Source organism: Halonatronomonas betaini (assembly GCF_015666175.1).
GTDB classification, from domain to species: domain Bacteria; phylum Bacillota; class Halanaerobiia; order Halanaerobiales; family Halarsenatibacteraceae; genus Halonatronomonas; species Halonatronomonas betaini.
Map to the genome: position 1 here is coordinate 406392 of NZ_JADPIE010000001.1, position 21804 is coordinate 428195.

Here is a 21804-nt window from a genome sequence, read left to right on the forward strand (position 1 = left end):
TTTTCATCTCCTTTTAATTTTTATGATCAAATATATTGGCGATTCTATTGCCTGTAAATTGGATTATCTGGACTAAAATAACTAAAATAACTATCGTCTCAATCATTATGCCTAATTGGAATCTCTGATAACCATACCTAACGGCGATATCACCTAAACCACCTCCTCCAACGGCACCAGCCATGGCTGAATATCCAACCAGGCTGATTCCAGTTAGGGTGATTCCTAAAACAACAGTAGATAATGCTTCAGGCAAAAGCACCATCAGTACTATCTGTAATTTTGATGCCCCCATAGACTTTGCAGCTTCAATAACTCCAGGGTCAATTTCCAGTAAGGCATTATCAACAACCCTGGCCATAAAGGGAATAGCCGCCACAGAGAGAGGTACCACAGCAGCAGTTGTCCCGATAGATGTGCCTACAACCCATCGGGTAAAGGGTATTATTGCCACCATCAAAATTATAAATGGAATTGATCTGCCCAGGTTGATAATTCCCTCAAAAATCAGATTCAAAAATTTATTAGGTAAAATATGTTTCTGTCTTGTTATCGTTGTCATTACACCTATTGGGAACCCGCCTAGAACACCAAATAAAAGAGAGAGCCCAACCATATATAATGTTTCAACAAGCCCGGACCAGATCAACTGGCCGTTGGGACTTATCAGTTCGTATAATTCAGCCATCATTAATAACCTCCACAATTAAGTCTTTTTTCTGCAAAAATTCAATCCCCTGTTCAATTCTGGACTCCTTGCCATCAAGCTTTAAGACCAGCGTCCCGAAAGGGATAGATCGTATCTCATCGATACTGCCATATAAGATATTGGCATCTATATCAAATTTTCTAATCATCTTAGAAATTATTGGTTTATCTGTTCCTTCCTCAATAAAAGAGACCCTGACTAACCTGCCGGCATCGCCATTTTCAATATCTTCAATAATTCTAGGAGGTAGATTATAATCAAAGACAGAACTAACAAACCGCCTGGTTAGCTCAGTTTTAGGTCTGGCAAAGATATCAAGGACATTACCCTGCTCGATTAGGTTGCCCTGTTCAATAACTGCCACCTGATCGCAGATCTCCTTAATAACCCCCATCTCATGGGTTATTAAGACCACTGTCAGATCCATCTCTTTCTGGATATCTCTAAGTAGATTCAAAATTGATTCAGTGCTATCCGGGTCCAGAGAAGATGTGGCCTCATCTGAAAGCAATAACTTCGGTTCATTGGCTAAAGCCCTGGCTATTCCAACCCGCTGTTTCTGACCTCCAGATAGCTGAGCCGGGTAATGATCGGCCCGATCTGACAGATCAACTAATTCCATTAACTCTTCAGCCCTTTTTCTCCGAAAACTTTTATTTTTACCAGCTATTTTTAAAGGAAAAATAATATTTTCCTTAACAGTCTTGGTCGAAAGCAGATTAAAGTTTTGGAAAATCATCCCGATTTTCTGTCTGGTTTCCCGGAGCCTCTTATTATCCAGTTCAGTCAGGTCAACACCATCAATCTCGATTGACCCAGCTGTTGGTTTTTCCAGTAAATTCAATAAGCGGATCAGAGTACTCTTGCCGGCCCCACTGGGACCAATAATCCCAAAGATCTCACCGCTATTTACTTTCAAATTTAAATTCTCTATCGCCCTGATAATATCGCCTTTATCGTTTTTATATTCCTTATCTAAATTTCTGATTTCGATCAACTTATCCACCATCCTTAAAAAAGATATATAATATAAAAAAGCTGCTCAAATCAATGAGCAGCATCCCTGAAATAGAAAAATCCTCAAAAGAGAGGATTTATTATAACCTCTCATCTCTCATCTCCATATGGAGATGCAGGAGTTAGCACCTTCTCCTTTAATTAAATAATTAAAGGTAGGTTGCCGGGCATCGCAGGGCCAGTCCCTCCGCCGCTCTTGATGAAAACAATTATTCAATTTGATAACTATCATAACATTAGAGTACTAAACTGTCAAGAAAAACAATTTATTATTTGACTCACAAAGTTTAATCTGTTAATATACCAACATAAAATAATATTTTAAACAAAGCTAATTCTTGTTTTTTAAAGGACTCAATGAATAGAGTTCAATACATTAAGGAATAGAGTTCAATACATAAAGAAAGGATTGATAATATGTCCAAAATAAGTGAATCAACCCATCAAATTAAGGGCAAGGAGATTAAAATTACTAATGCCAGACCAGAAGATGCAGAAGAACTCCTGAATTATATGAAACAGGTCTTTGGCGAGACAGAATTTCTTCTCAGAGAACCAGAGGAGTTCGAGATGACCGTTGAAGAAGAAAAGGAATTTCTTAAAAATATGAATCAGTCAGAAAATAATATCTTTATTATAGCCAGGGTTGGTGGCAGGATCGTGGGCAACCTTGGCTTTACAGGGAGCGAACTTAACCGGTATTGCCATCAGGGAGAGTTTGGCATGTCAGTCCTTAAAGAATACTGGGGTCATGGTATTGGCAGCCTGCTAATGGAAACTCTGATAAAATGGGCCAGAGAAAATAGTATAACAAGAATCTCTCTCAGGGTAGATGAAAATAATCAGCGGGGCAGAAAACTCTATGAAAAGTTTGGGTTTCAGCAGGAAGGTATTCTAAGAAATAAGAAAAGATTAGCTGATGGCACTTACCGGAATGAAATTGTTATGGCCCGCCTATTTAATTAAATTAAGGGTGTTTTAAAATGTTAAAAAATAAATTATTACTAATCTCTATCACATTAATACTAATCTCTGTAACATTTTTGACAGTCTCAGTAGAGGCTGAAAATGGCAATATAAAGCATGATCAGTTTCATGTTCAATTTGAGCAAAACCTAAAAGAATTAGTTGATTTTTACAATATTCCAGGGGCAGCAGTCGCTCTAATTAGCGGCAATCAGCTAACCTGGACAGGCCATTTTGGCTATGCCGATCTTGCAGAAAATAGACCGGTAACAGCTCAGACCCTTTTCAGGGCAGAATCCATTACAAAATCAATGACTGCCAGACTTATTATGACACTAATAGAAACTGGAGAAATTACTCTGGATGATCCTGTTGCTCAATATCTAACTCGCTGGGAGTTTCCAGAATCTAGCTATAATCATGAAGAAGTTACCATCCGGAGATTGTTAAATCATAGCGCAGGTATTACTGGAGGCTCTGATTATCTCCATCCTGGGGCAAAAGTACATCCAATTGAAGAAGTTCTTGCAGGCGAGCATGGCCTGCGGAGAGCTGAACTGGTCAGAGAGCCAGGCTCAGCCTTTGAATATTCCAATCAGGGATTTATGCTGTTAGAAATGCTGGTTGAAGAGCTCACTGATCAGGATTATGAGTCCTATTTTAACCAGAATATCCTGGAACCTGCAGGGGTAGATGGCTATTTCTCAGTAGATGAGCAGGTTAAATCCAGGCTGGCCACCAGTTATCATGTTGATGGTGAACCGGTGCCCCATTATGTTGATAATTTCAAGGGAGCAGGGGGGCTTCTAATAACTACAGAAGATTTAGCCCGGCTTATAGCTGAAGGTAGTCATCCAGAATTGTATGATTCCAATGTAGAACCTACAGGGTTTTATGGGCTGGGAGCAGATATCTCGGCTCTGGGCCATTTTATCGAGTATCATAATGGCGAGAAAGATAACGAGAAGGCAGTCTTTCATGGCGGTGAAGGCACAGGCTCTTTAGGCAAGTATTATATTTTTCCTGAGAGAGGGGAAGGTATTGTTGTATTAACCAATAGCAAAGCCAGCTGGCCATTTCTCTTTGAAGTCTTAAACCAATGGACAGAACTAAAAGACCTGCCTCAGCCAGAAATGGCAGGCCTATTTTTCAATATAGTTACTGGCTTAAATATATTATTAGCACTTATTATTATTACAGCCCTGCTTATTTTAACTAAAATAACTAAAGGGCTCATTTTAAAAGAAAAATGTTTTAAACTTAAAGCCCTTAAAAACAAAAAGAACTTATTATTGATTATATCTGTAATCGCAATCATGGCAGCCTGGTGGTATTTAGGGGAAGTTGTGGTCACCAATCTATTGCCAGTTAGATATAATAGGTTAGGTATAGGGCTTGGTTTTTTAAGTTTAATATTAATCTTAAAGGCGTGTATATCAGATATTAAAAGGTCAGAATAATATCTTAAGTCACCGATCCCCGCTCTTTAGTAACCTCTTCAAACCGTTCCTGATTAATAATATCAGCCAGTATCTCAACAGCATTATAAAGATCCTCAAAAGAAATATATAATGGCGAAGGAGCAAACCGAATCGTATCAGGTTCCCTGAAATCAACGATTACCCCGGCTTCTTTTAAAGCCTTGCTAATCCTGTAAGCTTCTCGCTCAAATTTTACAGCAATATGCCCGCCCCGTCTGCTGTCATCTTCAGGAGTTACAATAGAATAATTGACAGTTTCAGTATCTAACTTTTCAGCCATCAGATAGGCCAGATAAGAAGTCCGATTTAATGATTCTTCACGAACCTTCTCAATGCCAATTTCATTAATCATATCCAGTGAGCTGAATAAAGGTGCAGAACTTAAGATTGGCAGAGTGCTTATCTGCATCGCTCCGGCATCTTCAGCCGGGGTAAATTCATGGCTCATTTCAAATTGAGTCTCCTTATCATGGCCCCACCAGCCAGCCAGGCCAGGTTTTCTGTCAAAATGCTTTTTATTAACATAAAGACCACCAACAGCGCCAGGTCCAGCATTTAAATACTTATAATTACACCATAGAGCAAAGTCAACTCCGGCGCCACTTAAATCATGAGGCAGAATTCCAACAGAATGGGCCAGGTCAAAGCCGATTAAAATCCCATGTTCATGGGCAGCCTCTGTCAGCTTCTTAACATCAAGCAATTGACCACTTTGATAGAGAACAGTCGGAAGCAGGGCAATCGCTATTTCATCATTAAAGGCAGCAATAATGTCTTCCTCTTCAAGAGTTCTACCATCTCTGCTCTCAACAACAACTAGCTCAGATTCATTGCCGTGCTGGGCCAGCTGGCTCTTAACAGCATAAATATCGCTAGGAAAGTTCAACTCATCAACTAAAATTTTCTTTCGCCTGCCTTCAGGCTGATAAAAACTGGCCAGCAATTGATGAATATTTAATGTAGTCGAGCCAGTAACTATCGTCTCCTCAGGTTCGGCACCAATCAATGGAGCAGTCATATCCCCTAACTTCTCGCCATACCAGAACCAGGCCGGCTCACCTTTAGTCCAGCCCTCAACACCATGCTCCCGCCATTCATCTAAAGCTCTCATAATCTCTTTTTCAGCAGATTTAGATAATAAGCCCAGCGAATTCCCAACCAGATAAATTCTATCATCATCCTGATAAAATTTCTCTTTATATGCCAGCATTTCATTGTCTTTATTTAAGTCCCTTGCAAACTGGATATCTGGTTTATATTTCATTATTTAGCCCCCTTCAGTAGTTATATTTATTATATCTTATTATCAATATTCAGACAAATAAATATTGCTGGCAGTTATCGAAGTTTTAAGTTACAATATAATTAAGAGCCAAATAGAGGAGGAGATTAAATGAGATTATTAAATAAAAACTCCATAATAATTCTTGCAATTTCATTTGTATTAATCACAACTTTAACTATTGATATCCAGGCCAGCAACCCAGATCTGGAAATCCCGATTAATTTAACCTACAGTGAAGAGTTAATCCTATCACCAGGCCATACAGTTAAAGTTATGCTGGTTGACCAGTCAGCCAGTGAGCAAGAAGATACTATAATTGCCAGTCAGGAATGGCGGCCAGAAGATCAATTTCCTTTGGAAACTACTCTGAATCCAGCCAGCACCCTGATAGAAGTTAATGAGAATTACATGCTCGTAGCTGTCATTAAATCAGAAAACCAGATGCCTGTCTTAAAGGGTACCGTGAAAATACCAGGCTATCATTTAATAATAGGTAGCCAGGTTGATCTAACAGTCAAGCAACCAGTTGAAAAATTTCATGTTTTCAAGACTGAAAACGCTGAAGACAACTATCTGGCCATGAATTTCTTTGGAGAAGTCGCCCAGTTTATTTATAAAGGGCAGAGTCATATTTTGCCCCAATTAATATCTGCTTCAGGAGCAAGATATGGAAATAATGAGATAGTAGCCTGGAATAAGGGAGAAGAATTAATGATCAACTATCAGGAAGATGAGTTCCCAGCCTTTCATCTCGAGTTTGACAGTATAGACCCAGAAACTTTTACCTTTACAGCCAGAGGCCAGGAGCCAGGCTGGCAGTTAGAGGTCACTGAAGAAGAGGTAATCTTAGATTTTGATTATGCTATGAATCAGTTAAAAATAGATAGAGATTATGTTAGAGTCGAAAGAGAAGAAGATAAAATTATTTATTCAGTTATGTCCAGCTTCTTTGATTTAGAAATTATAATAACCAATGAACGCCATTTTGATATAATGAGCGGCGAGTTATACCTGTATACAGCAGAAATAAAATCAAATGGGCAGCGTCAAAACGGCGGGGCTATAAGGATTATAAGGAAAAATATTTAAATAATAACTTTTACTAATATCCCTTGACAGCCTCTAGCAGCCATAATATAATAGAGATAACAATAAAACATAGTAATGCACTTAACTTTATAAGTTATATAAGATTATAAGCAAAAGAGGTGTTTAAGATGGAAAAAGTGCATCAAATAATCAAGCGGACTGCTGTCGTCTTATTCGGGATATTTTTAATCAGCTCAGGTCTCTATTTCTTTTTAAACTCAGGACTGGGGCTAACCCCCTTTACAGTAATGGCTGAGGGTATTTCAAATACCCTGGGAATAAGTTTTGGCCAGGCAACTACTTTAATTAATATAAGCATTATCCTGGGTCTATTTATTCTCACAGATAGCAAGTTTGGGCCAGGAACAGTCCTTAATGCTGTCTTTTTAGGTATTTTTCTCGATCTAATCATCTGGATTTTTGGCAGTATTACAACAGATTTAATTTTCTTCCAGGTTTTAATGCTGGCAACAGCTATTTTATTAATTGGAGCCGGGATCGCCACCTATATATCAGTCGATATGGGTGAGGGGCCAATCGAAGCCCTGATGATATATATCAGAAGGAAGACCAATTTTTCCTTGAGATCAGTCAGAATGTCACTTGATTTCAGTTTCGGCTTAATTGGCTTTTCAATGGGAGCGACTCTGGGGATTGGAACAATAATAGCGGCAGCAACTATTGGTCCAGTAACTCAAAGAATGGCTAGATTAATAAAATCATAAAATAAAATATGAGGCTCTAAATATAAATTTATTTAGTAATAATTGAGAAAGCAGGTCATTTTATTGGCCTGCTTTTTTAAATAACCTCAAATTGTAAAATCCTAACTTAATTGAAACTGACAGCTATGTTATAGTATAATAGTCAGGGTAGCACTATAAAATAGCTATCAAAAAACATAATTACACTAGTATGGTTTAAACTTTTTCAAAAATATAGTATAATATAAATTGAGGAAAATATGTAATGCTCAAAGAAGCTTTGACAAACAACAGGAGGTTTCTATGAAAGATAAATTACAGGTTGGTCTGGACGTTGGTTCTACTACAGTTAAATTAGTTATCTTAAATGCCTGGACCCAGATAGTTTATAAAAAATATACCAGACATTTTTCTAATGTCAGGAAGGCTGTTAGAAAGTTACTGACTGAAGCAGCCGATATCCTTGATGATTCAAGGATAAGCGTTACTATTACCGGGTCCGGTGGTATGGGTATCGCAGAAAAGCTTGAGATTCCATTTCTGCAGGAAGTAGTAGCCTGTAGCAATGCTGTTAAGGAGATGATTCCTGAAACAGATGTCTCTATTGAGTTAGGTGGAGAAGATGCCAAGATCACCTATTTCGGCGATGCAGTAGAACAGCGGATGAATGCCGCCTGTGCTGGAGGTACAGGAGCTTTCATCGATCAAATGGCTTCATTAATGGAGACAGATGCAGCCGGGCTTAATGAACTTGCTAAAAATGGTGAGAATATCTATTCTGTAGCCGCCCGTTGCGGTGTTTTCGCAAAATCAGATGTCCAGTCATTATTAAATGATGGAGCTGCCAGGGAAGATATAGCACTCTCAATCCTTCAGGCAGTCGTCAATCAGACAATAAGTGGCCTGGCCCAGGGCCGGCCAATCAGAGGAAAAGTTGCCTTTTTAGGTGGCCCACTCTATTTCATGCCAGAATTAAGAAAAAGATTTATAGATACATTAAAATTAAAAGAAGATGAAATTTTTGCACCAGATGATGCCCATTATTTCGTGGCTTTAGGAGCAGCTTTAGATAATCAAGAACAAAAAGAATTTAGCTTTTCAACCCTGCTAAAAGATATTTCAGAGCTTCCTCCAGAAAGACTGGGTAAAGACAAGGTACTGGATCCTTTATTTGAAAGCGAAGAGGAGTATAATAAATTTAAAGAACGCCATGCCGGTCATGAAGTAGAAAAAGGCGATTTACAGAACTATCAAGGCTCAGCCTTTTTAGGGATTGATGCCGGTTCCACAACAACTAAAGTGGTCCTGATTGATGAAGATGGCAAACTGCTATATTCATATTATAGCGGTAATCTAGGTGATCCTTTAAAAACAACAAAAGATGCCTTACTTGACCTTTATTCAGAAATGAACCCTGAGATAACTATCTCAGGCTCAGCCGTTACCGGTTATGGAGAAGAATTACTTCAGAATGCCCTCCAGGTTGATATTGGAGAGGTTGAGACTGTTGCCCATTATACCGGGGCCAAATTCTTCTCGCCAGAAGTAGATTTCATCCTGGATATTGGTGGCCAGGATATGAAAGTCCTGGAGATAAAAGATGGCGTAATCGATTCAGTCATGTTAAATGAGGCCTGTTCATCAGGTTGTGGTTCCTTTATTGAAACCTTTGCTGATTCCCTTGAGTACAGTGTTGAGGAATTTGCCAGATTAGCAATAAAGGCAGATAATCCCTTAGATCTCGGGACCAGATGTACTGTCTTTATGAATTCAAAGGTAAAAGAAGCCCAGAAAAAAGGGGCAACAATCGAAGATATCTCAGCCGGACTGGCTGTCTCAGTTATAAAGAATACATTATTTAAAGTTATAGGTTATAATAGTAACCAAGAACTTGGCGATAATATCGTCGTCCAGGGCGGTACATTCCATAATGATGCCGTCTTAAGATCTCTAGAAAAGATTACAGGTCAGGAAGTTGTTAGACCAGATATAGCCGGGCTAATGGGAGCATTCGGCGCAGCCCTTATTGCCAGAGATCGTGTTAGCTCTATTGAAGGCGAAAGTTCTTCGATCTTAGGTAAAAAAGAACTTGAAGAATTTGAAGTTGAAACCAAACAGGGCCGCTGCCGTAAATGCGGTAACCAGTGCCGCCTGACAATCAAGAAGTTTACCGGTGGCAGAACCTTTATCTCAGGTAACCGCTGCGAGAAAGGTGCCGGCATGTCCTATCAGGAAACAGTTCCAAATATGTTCCGCTATAAAAATGAGCGGTTATTTGGCTATGAATCACTTGATCCAGAAGAAGCAGAAAGAGGCCGGATCGGTATTCCTAGAGTTTTAAATATTTATGAAGATTACCCATTCTGGCATACTTTCTTTACAGAACTTGGCTATTCAGTCGAGCTTTCAGCAGAATCCAATCAGGAAATTTATGAACTTGGAATTGAGACTATACCATCAGAATCAGTCTGCTATCCAGCCAAGCTGGTCCATGGCCATATTGTAGACCTGATTGAAAATAGAGATATCGATAAGATCTTCTATCCAAGTATAGTCTATAATCGCATAGAAGATGAAGATATGGATGATAACTATAATTGTCCAATTGTCACTTCCTATCCAGAGTCAATCAAAGCAAATATGGAAATTCTAGATGATCAGAATATTAAATTCATCAATCCATTTATAACCTTTGATGACCATGATAAATTGGTCAAAAGGCTTACAGAAGAATTAGAAGATGAAGGTTTAAGCTATGATGAGATTAAGAAAGCAATCGAAAAAGCTGAAAGAGAATACTGGAAATACAAGTCAGATATCCAGGCTAAAGGCGAAGAGATCCTGGAATATATCGAAGAAAATGATAAAACAGGAATAGTTCTTGCCGGTCGCCCATATCATGCAGATCCAGAAGTAAACCACGGTATTCCTGAATTAGTTGAAACACTGGGATTGCCTGTGCTTACAGAGGATTCAATCAGCCATCTGGATCAGGCAGAAAGACCTCTGAGAGTAGTTGACCAGTGGGTCTACCATTCCAGGATGTACCGGGCAGCGACCTTTGTTGCCAGCAGAGATGACCTGGAATTAGTCCAGCTTAACTCATTTGGCTGTGGGCTTGATGCTGTTACCATGGATCAGGTTGAAGAGATTATCAAACGCCATGGTGATATCTATACACTCTTAAGAATTGATGAAATCAGCAATTTAGGTGCAGCCAGGATCAGACTCCGTTCATTACTGGCAGCCCTTGAAGAGCGGGATAAAAAAGAAGATATCAGAAAGAATCCTGAAATTAATATAGATCAAGAGATTTATCCAAGGGATATTTTTACTGAGGAACGGAAAAAACGAGATACAATCCTGGCTCCTCAGATGTCGCCGATTCATTTCCAGTTCTTAGAGACTGCTTTCCATAATGCAGGTTATAATATGGAGCTATTACCTGAAGTTGATAAAGAGGCTGAAGATATGGGCCTCCAGACAGTTAATAATGATGCCTGTTATCCATCAATAATGGTTGTAGGCCAGATCATGAAGGCCCTAAAATCAGGTAAATATGATCTAGATAGCACATCAGTAATAATTTCCCAGACCGGTGGAGGCTGTCGGGCAACAAATTATATTGCCTTCTTAAGGAAAGCCTTTAAAGAAGCTGGTTTTGAAGATGTACCAATAATTTCATTAAACCCTGGCGGTTTTGATGAGAATCCAGGCTTTAATATAACTATGAAACTGCTTGATGACATGGCAAAAGGAGTTGTTTATGGCGATCTATTAATGAAAGTATTATATCGGACAAGACCATACGAAAAAATTCCTGGTTCAGCAGAACAACTCTATGAAAAATGGGTGGATAAGGCTCAGGATACCCTTAAAAATGATGGTCATCTCCAGTTTAATCGAGATATCAAACAGATCGTTAAAGAGTTTGATCAGTTAGAACTCAAAGAAGGTCTAACCAAACCGAGAGTAGGTATAGTTGGCGAAATTTTGGTAAAATTCCACCCAGATGCTAATAATCATCTGGTTGATTTTCTCGAATCAGAGGGGGCAGAGGCAGTAATGCCAGGACTGCTTGATTTTGTCTTATACTCTACCTATAACGCCCAGGAAAAGCATGAGAAATTGTCAGGTAGCTTCTGGAATATGCTTTTAAGTAAAATCGGTATCGGTGGGATCGAATTCATTTATAGAAGGGCCATGCGAAAAGCCCTTGAGGCAAGCGAGAGATTTGAAGCTCCAGAGACTATTTATGAGATAGCTGAAGGTGCAGAAAAACATATCTCTCTGGCTAACCAGACCGGCGAAGGCTGGTTCTTAACAGGCGAGATGGTCGAACTTATTGAAAGTGGAGTTAAAAATGTTCTGATACTTCAGCCATTTGCCTGCCTACCAAATCATGTAGTCGGCAAAGGTATGGTCAAAAAACTAAGGGATGCCTATGATGGCGTTAATCTAAAGCCGATCGATTATGATCCAGGTGCCAGTGAAGTTAACCAGCAGAATAGAATCAAGCTGCTGCTTTCAACAGCATTTGAAAATCATAATAAAGATAAAGAAGTACCTGAGGTTGACGCCAGAGAAGACCTGGCCTCAACAATTTCAGACTCCAGCTAAAAAAATAAAATAAATTATCAAATAAAAGCCTCCCCGATTTTAGCTGATCTGCTAAAACCAGGGAGGTTTTTTAATTTTTTCAGTTACCACCTGGTTACCCCATAGTTACCACCTCCGTCAATATCCAACCCGGGTTAGACCTTCCTAGACTTTTCCAAAAAATATTATAAAAACCCTTAATTCAATCTTCCTAGATACCAGCTAATAAAGAGATTATAACCACTTCCGCCATACTCAATCTCCCTGGCCAGCTCCAGCCACCGCCCCTTATCACTAGGACTCAAATCCTGATAAGCCTTCACAGCTTCAGCAAATCGGCCCCTATTTTCCCTCTGGGACTCACTATTTGTATAGGGTTGCTCCCAGCTACTTCTAATATAATTAATTCCCCGCCAGCTCCCTAATACCATTCTCTCCATTAAAGCCATTTTTTTGCTATCAGACTTTAACTTACCCCTAATCACAGCCATCCTGGCACCCCTCCTTGCATAAGTTAATTAAACCTATTCCAATCATATCCTATATAAATAAAAATAAAAGCACCGGCTTTTGCAAAATAGTCAGTCAGAGCCAGTTTGAGTAAATTATTCGATTTCTCAACTCCAATTACCCTCTACCAGCTGAACTGAATTCTTTGACAATCAAGTAAAATCAATATATTATTATTTATATTAGCAAGATTTACAATATTTCAATTACAATCAAGGAGATGGAAATTTTATGAGTAGAGAAAAGGTATTAATAAAAATTGAAAACTCATTTAGAAAGACGGTCCAGAAGGATTCAAAGGTAAATAACGCCTACCTGCTTGTCCATTCTGATAAGCATGATATCCATCTTAAGCTTGCAGAAGGCAGTACAGATGGTATTCAAGCTAACCCGGTCCAGCCAAATTATATGGCAAGTGTCGGCAAACTTTTTACAGCAACAATTATCGCTAAATTATATGAGGAATGCAAATTGAAATTCAATGACTCTATCACAGAACACCTCGATGCTGAACTTATTGCCGGGCTCCATATTTATAAAGGTAAGGACTATACAGATCAAATAAAGATTAAAGACTTGCTAGGCCAAAGAACAGGCCTGCCAGACGCCTTCTGGCCACTGCTAGATAAATTACTTACTGAACCAGATTTTAATATCTCTCCAAGAGAAGCAATCATCTGGAGTAAAGAAAATATGGAGCTATCCTTTGAACCAGGCCAAAAATTTGAATATACAGATACAAACTACTATCTCCTTGGATTAATTATTGAAGAGATTACCGGAGGATCATTTGCAGAAGCATTAAATAATTATTTCTTTGAACCTCTTGAGATGAAAAACTCTCATATGCTGGGCTATTCTAAGCCAGCCAAAGAACCAGAATACCCAATGGCTAATTTTTATAAAGATGAAATAAAAGTTAATGAATTTAAAAATTACAGCCAGATTGACTATGCAGGTGGAGGAGTAGTAGCAACTATGGAAGACCTGCTGAAATTTATGAAGGCCCTGGTCAACAATCAGTTAATAAATGCTGATACTCTGCAAATAATGCAAGAAAACACCTCGAAATTTGGTATAGGTATAGATTACGGATATGGAATCTGGAAAGTTAAAACAGTCCCAATTTTAATGCCGAAAAAACTCAACTGCTGGGGAGTAGTTGGAGTGACTGGAGCTTTTATGTTTTACCATCCATTAACTGATAGCTATGTTATCGGTAATTTCAATGATGCTTCCTATGAAAGCAAAGGAGTTCGTTTTATGTTATTGAAAGTTTTAAAAGAGCTGGCAAAATTAAAGTAGTGTCAATATAAAAACAAAATAATTATAATTATCTGTACAATAAAATAAATTAGTAGTATAATTATAATATAAAAAGAATAAAATTATATACCCTGGTAATTCAGCTATTATTAAATTTTTTCTCCTAATTTAAAAATAAAATGAAAAGGGGGGATAATAATGGCTGGAAAAACAATAAGTCGTGGATCAGCTGAGGAAGTGCTTGGAGCAAGACAGACTTTGACCATTACGGCTTTAGTTGAGGGTATCTATTTTGGGTTGGGGTTTATGTTGATTCCGTCAGTATTAGTTAATTTGATCTCTACTGTAGAAGCAACGACAATAGAACTATTTCTTTTTAGAAGTATTGGTGTTATGGCATTAGCTCTGGCTATAGGTTGCTGGTTATCAAGGGAAGGAACAGAAGAGCAGGTCAAAACTATGAGTGCAATAATGTCGATCGCTAAAATTGGTTCAACAGTTGTTATAATAGCAATGATGCTTAGTGTAGATACATTTCTAGCACTTGGTTGGATTACTCCAGTCCTTACAGGCTTTCTAGCGATCATTAACTTCAGGCAGTATTTATCAGTAAGAAAAGAAAACATTTAATATTAAAGGCCTTTGGGTATAGCTCAAAGGCCTATTTACATCTAATATTTAAAATTACATTAAATCAAGCAGGAGAAACAGATTAAAGAGAGAATAGTACTTTATAACCACTAAATATAAAATTGTTATGAGAGGGCTGGCAAAATGAGTATAATTAAAAACTTACTCCAGGCAGAAACTAAAAATACCGATGTCAGACCAGCTAATTTATCTACTAAAAAGGTATTTATAATAGTAGCAATAATAATTGCAATCACAGTCTTCCTGGATAATCCGGCTAACTCAATTAATATTGATATTTATAATTATGACAGCGCTATTCGGTTTAATTTAAGGCCGACAATTATTATATTTACAGGGATATTCTTTGGTCCTTTCTGGGGAGCTTTAGCTGGTGGTTTAATCGATTTATTTTCTTTTAATTTATGGCAGAGCCATCTAGATTTTAACCTGGCAATTCATCTAGCAAGTATTTTTCGTGGGTTTTTGGCAGGGTATCTTTATAATTACTATTTTAAAAGTTTTAGTCTGAAAACTGTATTCTTTTCAGTATCTATTCCTTTTATATCAGTTTCGACAATTATGATACCTGGGATTCTTTATCTCCATTATTCTGTCGATCTTGTTACCAATATTCAAAATAGATCATTAATTCTATTAGCCTATCTTCCTCTGGTAGTCCCGATAATTTATTATATATTAAATTATATAAAACAAAATAAAGATATCAGGGTCATGCATGATAGATTACAGGAATTAGTTAAAATAGATGATTTAACAGGCGTTTCAAGTAGAAGACATTTTCTAGAATATTTAAATAAAATGATTTCATACTCCAAAAGGCAGACTAAACCTTTAACCCTGATTTCCATCGATCTCGATAATTTTAAACTGATTAACGATAAATTGGGCCATAGTACCGGAGATAGAGTATTAGAGGCAGTCGGAAATTTACTAAAAAATGAAATTAGAAATGAAGATATGGCAGCCAGGATAGGTGGCGATGAATTTGCGGTCTTACTTATCGGTACAGATTTGGAAAAGGCTACAATTCTTGCTAGAAGATTAAATCATAATCTCAAAAAAATTAAAATTAAAGGTTTAAACAAAATTATAACAGCCAGTATCGGTTTGACAGAATTAGAAAATTATGATGATAGTGATAGTTTCTTAGAACGGAGCGATAAAGCCCTCTACCAGGCTAAAAACAATGGGAAAGACCAGCTAGCCATCGTTGATTAAGTCTTATATTATGAAATCAAAATAATTAGTTTTGCCATAGGTTCAGTTAATGGTTTTTTATATAACATAATCTTTATAATGTTTTTAACTTATATGATGTATGTCATAGCCCTGCCATAAAATAAATGTAATAACTTATTTTTATGCTGATGGTATTTTAATAGCATAATAATTTAATTTAATGCAGGAATTCTAATGCTTCCAGTTGAATTATAATATTAGAAGAATAATCAAATATTCGAAAGGAGTGGTTGAATGTCTAAAATCTTTAAAAGAAAAAAGTTATTTGGTCTAGTTTGTGTCCTGATACTGGTGCCGTTGATTATCGCAGGCTGTAACAATAACGATGCTAATAATGATGATGTTGCTGATGAAGAAGCAGAAGTAGCTCAGGAAAGCTTACTCACAGATGATCTCACCTATACCAACCTATATAGTTCAGATATCGGTCTTGATATTTACTGGGAATTCAATGAAGACGAAGATGCACTCCATATGATGTTAGAAAGCCCTGGTAGCGGCTGGCTATCAGTCGGTTTTGATGCTACAACCAGGATGAATGAGGCAAAAATTATTATTGCTGGTTTTGATGGGGATGATAACTTTCAGCTAGAAGAGCATATTGGAACTTCTCCTACTAGCCATGAACAGATTGATGAAATCTATATAACAGAAAGCACAGGAGAGCGAGAAGAAGATAGCTCAATTGCAGAATTTATTATACCTCTGGATGGAGATTCAAGATATGCTATAGAACCAGGCGAAACCTATGAAGTGATAGTAGCTTTCCATAGTGATGACGATAGCTTTATGCAGAGACATACCCAGCGAGCGTCAGTTGAAATTGATTTTTAAATTAAATATATTTATCAAGCCCTCACTAATTTCACCTTCCTAAATTAGTGAGGGCTCAGCAATTACAAACTTTTGTATTATTTGTTAAAATTAAAAAAACATGTTATTATTAATTAACATAGAATGTATTCTAAAAATTATAATAATTAGAATTAAGTTATCTTAATCCATAGAGCAGATTTGCTTAGTAATATTCGCAGAAGAAATATTTAGGGGGAAAACTAATGACTAGTAATAATCGTAATTCTATGGGGATTTCTGGTATGGATGAAATTCTCAATGGCGGTTTAATATCAAATCGTGTTTATCTTATCAGAGGTGGTCCCGGTACCGGTAAAACCACTTTGGGTTTACATTTCTTGCTGGAAGGTATTAAAAACGATGAAGATGTTTTATTTGTAACTTTTATTGAACCAGCAGAAAAAATAAAGCAGAATGCAGAGAACTTTGGTTTTGATTTAGATAAAGTTAATTTTTTAGACTTAAATCCAGATGCAGACTTTTTTCAAGAAGGCAAAGATTATGATATACTGGCTTCGGATCAAGTAGAACAAAAACCACTTTTAGAAAAGATCAGTAGAGCAATCGAAAAAATAGAGCCTGATCGGATATTTTTTGATGGGATTACTCAGCTAAAATATCTGGCCACAGATAAATTTAAATTTCGCAAACAATTTCTTTCTCTAATGCAGTTTACTATGAAATTTAATTCAACTATGGTCTTAACTTCAGAAGCCAGTGACAGTAATCCTGATGATGATCTACAGTTCCTGGTAGATGGAGTAATAAATTTAAAATTAGAAGAATCTTCGCTCCATACCATTTCTGTAAGTAAAATGCGAGGTACTTCTATTAAAAAAGGCAAACATTCAATGAAATTCACCGATAAAGGTATAGAAGTTTTTACTAATTTAGAAGGAAATTATATTAAGAAGAGAGTTTCCCAGGAAAAACTTTCTTCAGGAATACCAGAAATAGATAAAATGCTCTTCGGAGGCCTGGAAAGAGGAACTTCTACAATTATTACAGGTCCAACTGGAGCAGGTAAAACAACTCTAGGCGCCCAGTTTATAACTAATAATAGTCAAACAGGTCAATCAATTTTATATACATTTGAAGAACCGGAAGAATCTTTAAAAGAGAGATTGTCTAATATAAATATTCCTGTTAAAGATATGGTTGATAAGAAAGAATTATTTATTAAAGAAATTAATCCGATTAACTATACTTTAAATGAGTTTCTTCAATTAGTTAGAAGAGATATAGAAGAAAATGATATTTCACTATTAATGCTGGATAGTATTACTGGTTTTTATATGTTGCTGGAAGACGAAAAATTTAGCAATACAAATAAGTTACTTTACAATTTATTACAGTATCTAAAAAGCTATAATATTAGTGTAATATTAATTAATGAGGTTAAAGATATAACCGGAGATTTTCGAGTTACTGATAATAAATCAAGCTATTTAAGTGATAATATAATATTTTTAAGACATCTGGAACTGAATGGAGAGTTGCAAAAAGCAATCGGTATTCTAAAAAAGAGAATGAGTGATTTTGAAAATAGATTAAGACAATTTGAAATTACAGGTTCTGGCATTAAAGTAGGAGAACCATTAGAGGGATTAAGAGGGATACTCTCTGGTAACCCGGAATTGATTAATTAAATATAATAACTCAAAATGGAGTGCTGTTAATGCCTAAAAATATAGAACGAAAAAATAAAATCAATTTAGATGATAAAGCTAAAATACTTGTGCTTATGGAGCATGAAGAGAATAAAAAAATACTTCAGAAAATTTTACAGGGAGATTATCAAATTCTTGAAAGTAAAGTAAATGATTTTCCTGAAGAACTTTTTGATCTTATAGTTGTAGATGAAGAGGCTTTGATTAAACACAAGAGAAAATTTATAGAGTTAGTAAAAAAAGAGGAAATACCAAAGATAAATCTTCCAGTTGTTTTAATAACAAATAAAACAATTAAACAGTTAGGCGAAAAAGTTCTTTCCCTTATTGATGAAGTTATTGAGGTGCCTTCCAGGAAGGAATATATAAGATTTACAATAGAGAAACTGCTGAAAATTAGTGGGATAACTTTAAATTTATCTGAAAAAATTTATAGATCACTCTCTCAGGATACACCTATAGGAGTCTGTATTTTAAATGATAATAAAATCAACTATGTCAATTCTACATTTTTAAGCATCTTAGAAAAAAATAAAAATGATGTTTTAGAGAAAAACATTTTAGATATATTTGTTAATGAGAAAATAATTAATTTTTTAGAAAAAAGTTTTGATTATCATGGCAAAAATGATCCTAACTTCAAGCTCCAAAACCTTAGCAAAGACAGGTGGATTAAGGCTACACTTTCACCGGTGAAATTTATTGATAAAGAACTTGATTTGCTAATTATAATGGATATAAGCGAGCATATTTCTGCCCGGGATAGTCTGACCGGTCTTTACAATAGAAAGTTTATTGAAGAGGAAATGAGCAGATATAATGTTAAAAGACAACTTCCCTTAAGTTTAATCATGGCTGATGTAAATGGCCTTAAGATGGTTAATGATACCTATGGTCATGAAATGGGTGATAAATTATTAATCAGGGCTGCTAAATTGCTTGAAGAATCCTGCCGTGAGGAGGATTTAATATCCCGCTGGGGTGGAGATGAATTTGTTGTACTTTTACCTGGAATTGATGAAAAAATAGTGAACAAAATTTATAAAAGAATTAAAGATAATTTCAGAGAAGCAACTTTAGGGGTTAAAGATTTACCTATTTCAATAGCTTTAGGCTTTGCTGTTAAAAAAACCATGGACAAAGACACTCAAGCGTTGCTTGCAGAAGCTGAAGATAAAATGTATGACAATAAAAGAGTTGAAAGTAAAAGTGCTAAAAGTAATATCCTCCAGGCTCTACTGTCTGCTTTAGGGGCAAAGAGCCATGAAACTGAAGACCATGTTAGACGCCTGAAAGAATTGGCTATCAAATTAGGAGAAAAAGTTGGGTTATCAGTATCAGATTTAGACCGATTATCCTTATTGGCCAATTTGCATGACATTGGTAAAACCAAAATACCGGCAGAAATATTAAAAAAAGCAGGAAAATTAGAAGAGTCTGAATGGGAGTTGATTAAAAAACATCCTGAAACTGGAGCTTATATAGCATCTTCTTCAGAAGATTTTTCTCACTTAAGTGAGGAAATACGCTCCCATCATGAAAGATGGGATGGTGATGGTTACCCCAATGGACTGGAAGGGGAAGAAATCCCTTATTTGGCTCGAATTTTATCTATCGTAGATGCCTATGATGTTATGACTGCTGGTAGACCCTATAAAGATCCATTGAGTAAAGAAGAAGCCTTAAAAGAAATCAGAGATTGTGCTGGTAGTCAGTTTGACCCTAATCTAGCAGAAAAATTCGTAGAAATGATATCTGATTGAAACAAAATTATATCATATAAAGCATTTTATAGCCACCAGTTTGGTGGTTTTAATTTTTGCTGGAATTGCAGGAGTTTTCAATATAGTATTTAATTATATCTATAGCTTAATATAACATATATAATTTGAGGTGCTTTTATAATGAAAACAGAAAAAGAAAAAATGTTAGCAGGAGAACTCTATTTATCTGAAGATGATGAATTAGTAGAAGATAGGTCAAGGGCCAAAAACTTATGCCACCAGTATAATAATTTAAATCCAGAATTAAAAGATAAGAAAAAAGCTATTCTTCAAGAATTATTCCAGACTGAGCAGGCTCCATATATTGAACCTGATTTTTATTGTGATTATGGTTATAATATCAAATTAGGAGAAAATTTTTATGCCAACCATAACTGTGTATTTTTAGATGTAAATACCATAACCATAGGAGATAATGTAATGCTTGGACCTGCTGTTCAGATCTATACTGCCACTCACCCTTTAGAAGCAGAAGCAAGAAATTCAGGCCGTGAATTAGGCTTTCCAATTGAGATTGGTGATAATGTCTGGATAGGAGGCGGTGTTGTAATTCAGCCAGGAGTAAAAATTGGCGATAATGCAGTAATCGGTGCCGGAGCAGTCGTCACCAAAGATATCCCGGCTAATGTCTTTGCAGGTGGTAATCCAGCCCGGGTTATTAAAGAAATTGATAATTCCTGATCTTTTAATGAATTAGGATTAGGGATTAATGAAATCAAAAATTTAAAATCAATCTAAATTAGGAGGAAAAGCATGGCTGAAAACTTTAAAAAGATCGATAGTTCATCATCCAAAAGAAAAATGGGATAGAAAAGAAGAATTTCTACCAGAGCAGATTAATGATCTTGTAGAAGAATTTTATCAGAAGAAGGATAAAGACGAGTTTCATGCTGTCGAGGAAAATCATTATGTACTCTTTGGAGAAGGTTAGGAAAAATTTAGTTATTAAATATAGCAACCGGGAGTGATAAATTATGAAATATAGAAAGCTTGGTAAAACCGGGTTTAAAGTATCTGAAGTTTCTTATGGTGGATGGGCTATTGGCGGTTCCTGGGGTCCTGTTGATGACGAACGGAGTAAGGAAGCTTTACAGACAGCTCTTGATAATGGAATTAACTTTTTTGATACTGCTGATGTCTATGGAGACGGCCATAGTGAAAAGTTGATTGGTGAGATGAATCAAAAAACTGATCAAGAAATTTATATTGCTACAAAAGCTGGAAGGCGTTTAGATCCTCATGTTGCTAAGGGTTATAATAGAGAAAATCTGCGCAGGTTTGTAAAGAGGAGCCTGAAAAATTTGCAGTTGGATAAAATTGATCTCTTACAACTTCACTGCCCTCCAGATGAAGTATTTAATGATAAAGAAGTTTTTGAGGCCTTAGATGAGATGGTGGTTGATGGAATGATAGCCAACTATGGTGTCAGTGTTGAAAAAGTTTCTCAGGCTCTAAAAGCCTTAGAATATGATAATTTGGCAACTATACAGATAATTTATAATATGTTCCGACATAAACCGGCTGATGAACTTTTTGATAAGGCAAAAGAGAAAAATGTTGGTATTATCTGCAGAGTGCCGCTTGCCAGCGGGCTTTTGACCGGTAAGTTTGATAAAGATTCTACTTTTGCTGAAGATGATCACAGGAACTTTAATAGAGATGGAGAGGCTTTTGATAAAGGTGAAACCTTTGCTGGTGTTGACTTTAAGCAAGGATTAAAAGCTGTTGAGGAGTTGAGAAAGATAAAGCCAGAAGGCCTGACCATGGCTCAATTTGCCCTAAAATGGATATTAATGAATGATGCAGTTAGCTGTGTTATTCCAGGAGGTAAAAAGCCCTGGCAGGTAGAAGATAATATAGCAGCATCAGAGGCTGAAGATCTTTCAGATGAAGTAATGGACGAAGTTGACAGGATATATGATGAATATATCAGAGATAGCGTTCATCATCTCTGGTAAATTAGAAAGGATGAAATT

The 21804-nt window shown here is 36.5% G+C and carries 17 protein-coding genes and 1 riboswitch; of the genes, 13 read left to right on the forward strand and 4 right to left on the reverse strand.

Annotated elements, in window-relative coordinates:
• Positions 1-13: 13 nt before the first annotated feature.
• Both I0Q91_RS02075 and I0Q91_RS02080 read right to left on the reverse strand, forming a co-directional pair.
• Positions 14-688, reverse strand: coding sequence for a methionine ABC transporter permease (locus I0Q91_RS02075; protein WP_270452820.1), 675 nt, complete (start codon positions 686-688; stop codon positions 14-16).
• The gene (locus I0Q91_RS02080) at positions 681-1706 is read right to left on the reverse strand and encodes a methionine ABC transporter ATP-binding protein (RefSeq protein WP_270452534.1); all 1026 of its coding nucleotides are present in this window, start codon (positions 1704-1706) and stop codon (positions 681-683) included. The genes I0Q91_RS02075 and I0Q91_RS02080 overlap by 8 nt, the downstream gene beginning before the upstream one ends.
• Positions 1707-1813: 107 nt before the next feature.
• A riboswitch (SAM riboswitch) is annotated at positions 1814-1932 on the reverse strand.
• A gap of 211 nt (positions 1933-2143) precedes the next feature.
• On the opposite strand from I0Q91_RS02080, the gene I0Q91_RS02085 reads away from it, so the two are divergent.
• The gene (locus tag I0Q91_RS02085) at positions 2144-2692 is read left to right on the forward strand and encodes a GNAT family N-acetyltransferase (protein ID WP_270452536.1); all 549 of its coding nucleotides are present in this window, start codon (positions 2144-2146) and stop codon (positions 2690-2692) included.
• 17 nt (positions 2693-2709) lie between these two features.
• Positions 2710-4152: a serine hydrolase domain-containing protein gene (locus tag I0Q91_RS02090; RefSeq protein WP_270452537.1), complete on the forward strand. Its 1443-nt coding sequence runs from the start codon at positions 2710-2712 to the stop codon at positions 4150-4152.
• Positions 4153-4156: 4 nt separating this feature from the next.
• Here the strand turns inward: I0Q91_RS02090 and kynU are convergent, their stop codons facing one another.
• Positions 4157-5437, reverse strand: coding sequence for a kynureninase (gene kynU, locus I0Q91_RS02095; protein ID WP_270452538.1), 1281 nt, complete (start codon positions 5435-5437; stop codon positions 4157-4159).
• Between the two features lie 129 nt (positions 5438-5566).
• Here kynU and I0Q91_RS02100 point away from each other — a divergent pair, with 129 nt between their 5' ends.
• From I0Q91_RS02100 to I0Q91_RS02110, 3 genes are all read left to right on the forward strand, one after another.
• On the forward strand, positions 5567-6547 hold the full coding sequence (locus I0Q91_RS02100; protein WP_270452539.1) for a YbaY family lipoprotein: 981 nt from the start codon (positions 5567-5569) through the stop codon (positions 6545-6547).
• 128 nt (positions 6548-6675) lie between these two features.
• Positions 6676-7272, forward strand: coding sequence for a YczE/YyaS/YitT family protein (locus I0Q91_RS02105; RefSeq protein ID WP_270452541.1), 597 nt, complete (start codon positions 6676-6678; stop codon positions 7270-7272).
• 282 nt (positions 7273-7554) lie between these two features.
• Positions 7555-11871: a 2-hydroxyacyl-CoA dehydratase gene (locus I0Q91_RS02110; protein ID WP_270452542.1), complete on the forward strand. Its 4317-nt coding sequence runs from the start codon at positions 7555-7557 to the stop codon at positions 11869-11871.
• 176 nt (positions 11872-12047) lie between these two features.
• On the opposite strand, the gene I0Q91_RS02115 is transcribed toward I0Q91_RS02110, so the two are convergent.
• Positions 12048-12341, reverse strand: a complete 294-nt coding sequence (locus tag I0Q91_RS02115) for a hypothetical protein (protein ID WP_270452543.1) — start codon at positions 12339-12341, stop codon at positions 12048-12050.
• Positions 12342-12591: 250 nt separating this feature from the next.
• Here I0Q91_RS02115 and I0Q91_RS02120 point away from each other — a divergent pair, with 250 nt between their 5' ends.
• The 8 genes from I0Q91_RS02120 to I0Q91_RS02155 all read left to right on the forward strand — a co-directional run bounded on the left by I0Q91_RS02120 (position 12592) and on the right by I0Q91_RS02155 (position 21786).
• Complete coding sequence (locus I0Q91_RS02120) at positions 12592-13665, forward strand: serine hydrolase domain-containing protein (protein WP_270452544.1); 1074 nt, start codon at positions 12592-12594, stop codon at positions 13663-13665.
• 159 nt (positions 13666-13824) lie between these two features.
• A complete protein-coding gene (locus I0Q91_RS02125) occupies positions 13825-14256 on the forward strand; it encodes a hypothetical protein (protein ID WP_270452545.1) in 432 nt (143 codons plus the stop codon).
• 144 nt (positions 14257-14400) lie between these two features.
• On the forward strand, positions 14401-15498 hold the full coding sequence (locus tag I0Q91_RS02130; RefSeq protein ID WP_270452548.1) for a GGDEF domain-containing protein: 1098 nt from the start codon (positions 14401-14403) through the stop codon (positions 15496-15498).
• 255 nt (positions 15499-15753) lie between these two features.
• Positions 15754-16353, forward strand: a complete 600-nt coding sequence (locus I0Q91_RS02135; protein WP_270452550.1) for a DOMON domain-containing protein — start codon at positions 15754-15756, stop codon at positions 16351-16353.
• Between the two features lie 224 nt (positions 16354-16577).
• On the forward strand, positions 16578-18023 hold the full coding sequence (locus I0Q91_RS02140; protein ID WP_270452552.1) for an ATPase domain-containing protein: 1446 nt from the start codon (positions 16578-16580) through the stop codon (positions 18021-18023).
• A 29-nt stretch (positions 18024-18052) separates the two neighbouring features.
• Positions 18053-19807, forward strand: a complete 1755-nt coding sequence (locus I0Q91_RS02145) for an HD domain-containing phosphohydrolase (RefSeq protein WP_270452553.1) — start codon at positions 18053-18055, stop codon at positions 19805-19807.
• Positions 19808-19948: 141 nt separating this feature from the next.
• Positions 19949-20509, forward strand: a complete 561-nt coding sequence (locus I0Q91_RS02150) for a sugar O-acetyltransferase (protein WP_270452554.1) — start codon at positions 19949-19951, stop codon at positions 20507-20509.
• Positions 20510-20802: 293 nt separating this feature from the next.
• Positions 20803-21786, forward strand: coding sequence for an aldo/keto reductase (locus I0Q91_RS02155; protein WP_270452555.1), 984 nt, complete (start codon positions 20803-20805; stop codon positions 21784-21786).
• Positions 21787-21804: the final 18 nt, after the last annotated feature.

Bases quoted from the DNA above. Each gene is read 5' to 3' on its own strand.
- I0Q91_RS02135 (WP_270452550.1), top strand. From the start codon at position 15,754: ATGTCTAAAATCTTTAAAAGAAAAAAGTTATTTGGTCTAGTTTGTGTC.
- I0Q91_RS02110 (WP_270452542.1), top strand. From the start codon at position 7,555: ATGAAAGATAAATTACAGGTTGGTCTGGACGTTGGTTCTACTACAGTT.
- I0Q91_RS02115 (WP_270452543.1), bottom strand. From the start codon at position 12,341: ATGGCTGTGATTAGGGGTAAGTTAAAGTCTGATAGCAAAAAAATGGCT.
- I0Q91_RS02155 (WP_270452555.1), top strand. From the start codon at position 20,803: ATGAAATATAGAAAGCTTGGTAAAACCGGGTTTAAAGTATCTGAAGTT.
- kynU (WP_270452538.1), bottom strand. From the start codon at position 5,437: ATGAAATATAAACCAGATATCCAGTTTGCAAGGGACTTAAATAAAGAC.
- I0Q91_RS02100 (WP_270452539.1), top strand. From the start codon at position 5,567: ATGAGATTATTAAATAAAAACTCCATAATAATTCTTGCAATTTCATTT.
- I0Q91_RS02125 (WP_270452545.1), top strand. From the start codon at position 13,825: ATGGCTGGAAAAACAATAAGTCGTGGATCAGCTGAGGAAGTGCTTGGA.
- I0Q91_RS02105 (WP_270452541.1), top strand. From the start codon at position 6,676: ATGGAAAAAGTGCATCAAATAATCAAGCGGACTGCTGTCGTCTTATTC.
- I0Q91_RS02120 (WP_270452544.1), top strand. From the start codon at position 12,592: ATGAGTAGAGAAAAGGTATTAATAAAAATTGAAAACTCATTTAGAAAG.
- I0Q91_RS02085 (WP_270452536.1), top strand. From the start codon at position 2,144: ATGTCCAAAATAAGTGAATCAACCCATCAAATTAAGGGCAAGGAGATT.
- I0Q91_RS02150 (WP_270452554.1), top strand. From the start codon at position 19,949: ATGAAAACAGAAAAAGAAAAAATGTTAGCAGGAGAACTCTATTTATCT.
- I0Q91_RS02145 (WP_270452553.1), top strand. From the start codon at position 18,053: ATGCCTAAAAATATAGAACGAAAAAATAAAATCAATTTAGATGATAAA.
- I0Q91_RS02090 (WP_270452537.1), top strand. From the start codon at position 2,710: ATGTTAAAAAATAAATTATTACTAATCTCTATCACATTAATACTAATC.
- I0Q91_RS02075 (WP_270452820.1), bottom strand. From the start codon at position 688: ATGGCTGAATTATACGAACTGATAAGTCCCAACGGCCAGTTGATCTGG.
- I0Q91_RS02130 (WP_270452548.1), top strand. From the start codon at position 14,401: ATGAGTATAATTAAAAACTTACTCCAGGCAGAAACTAAAAATACCGAT.
- I0Q91_RS02140 (WP_270452552.1), top strand. From the start codon at position 16,578: ATGACTAGTAATAATCGTAATTCTATGGGGATTTCTGGTATGGATGAA.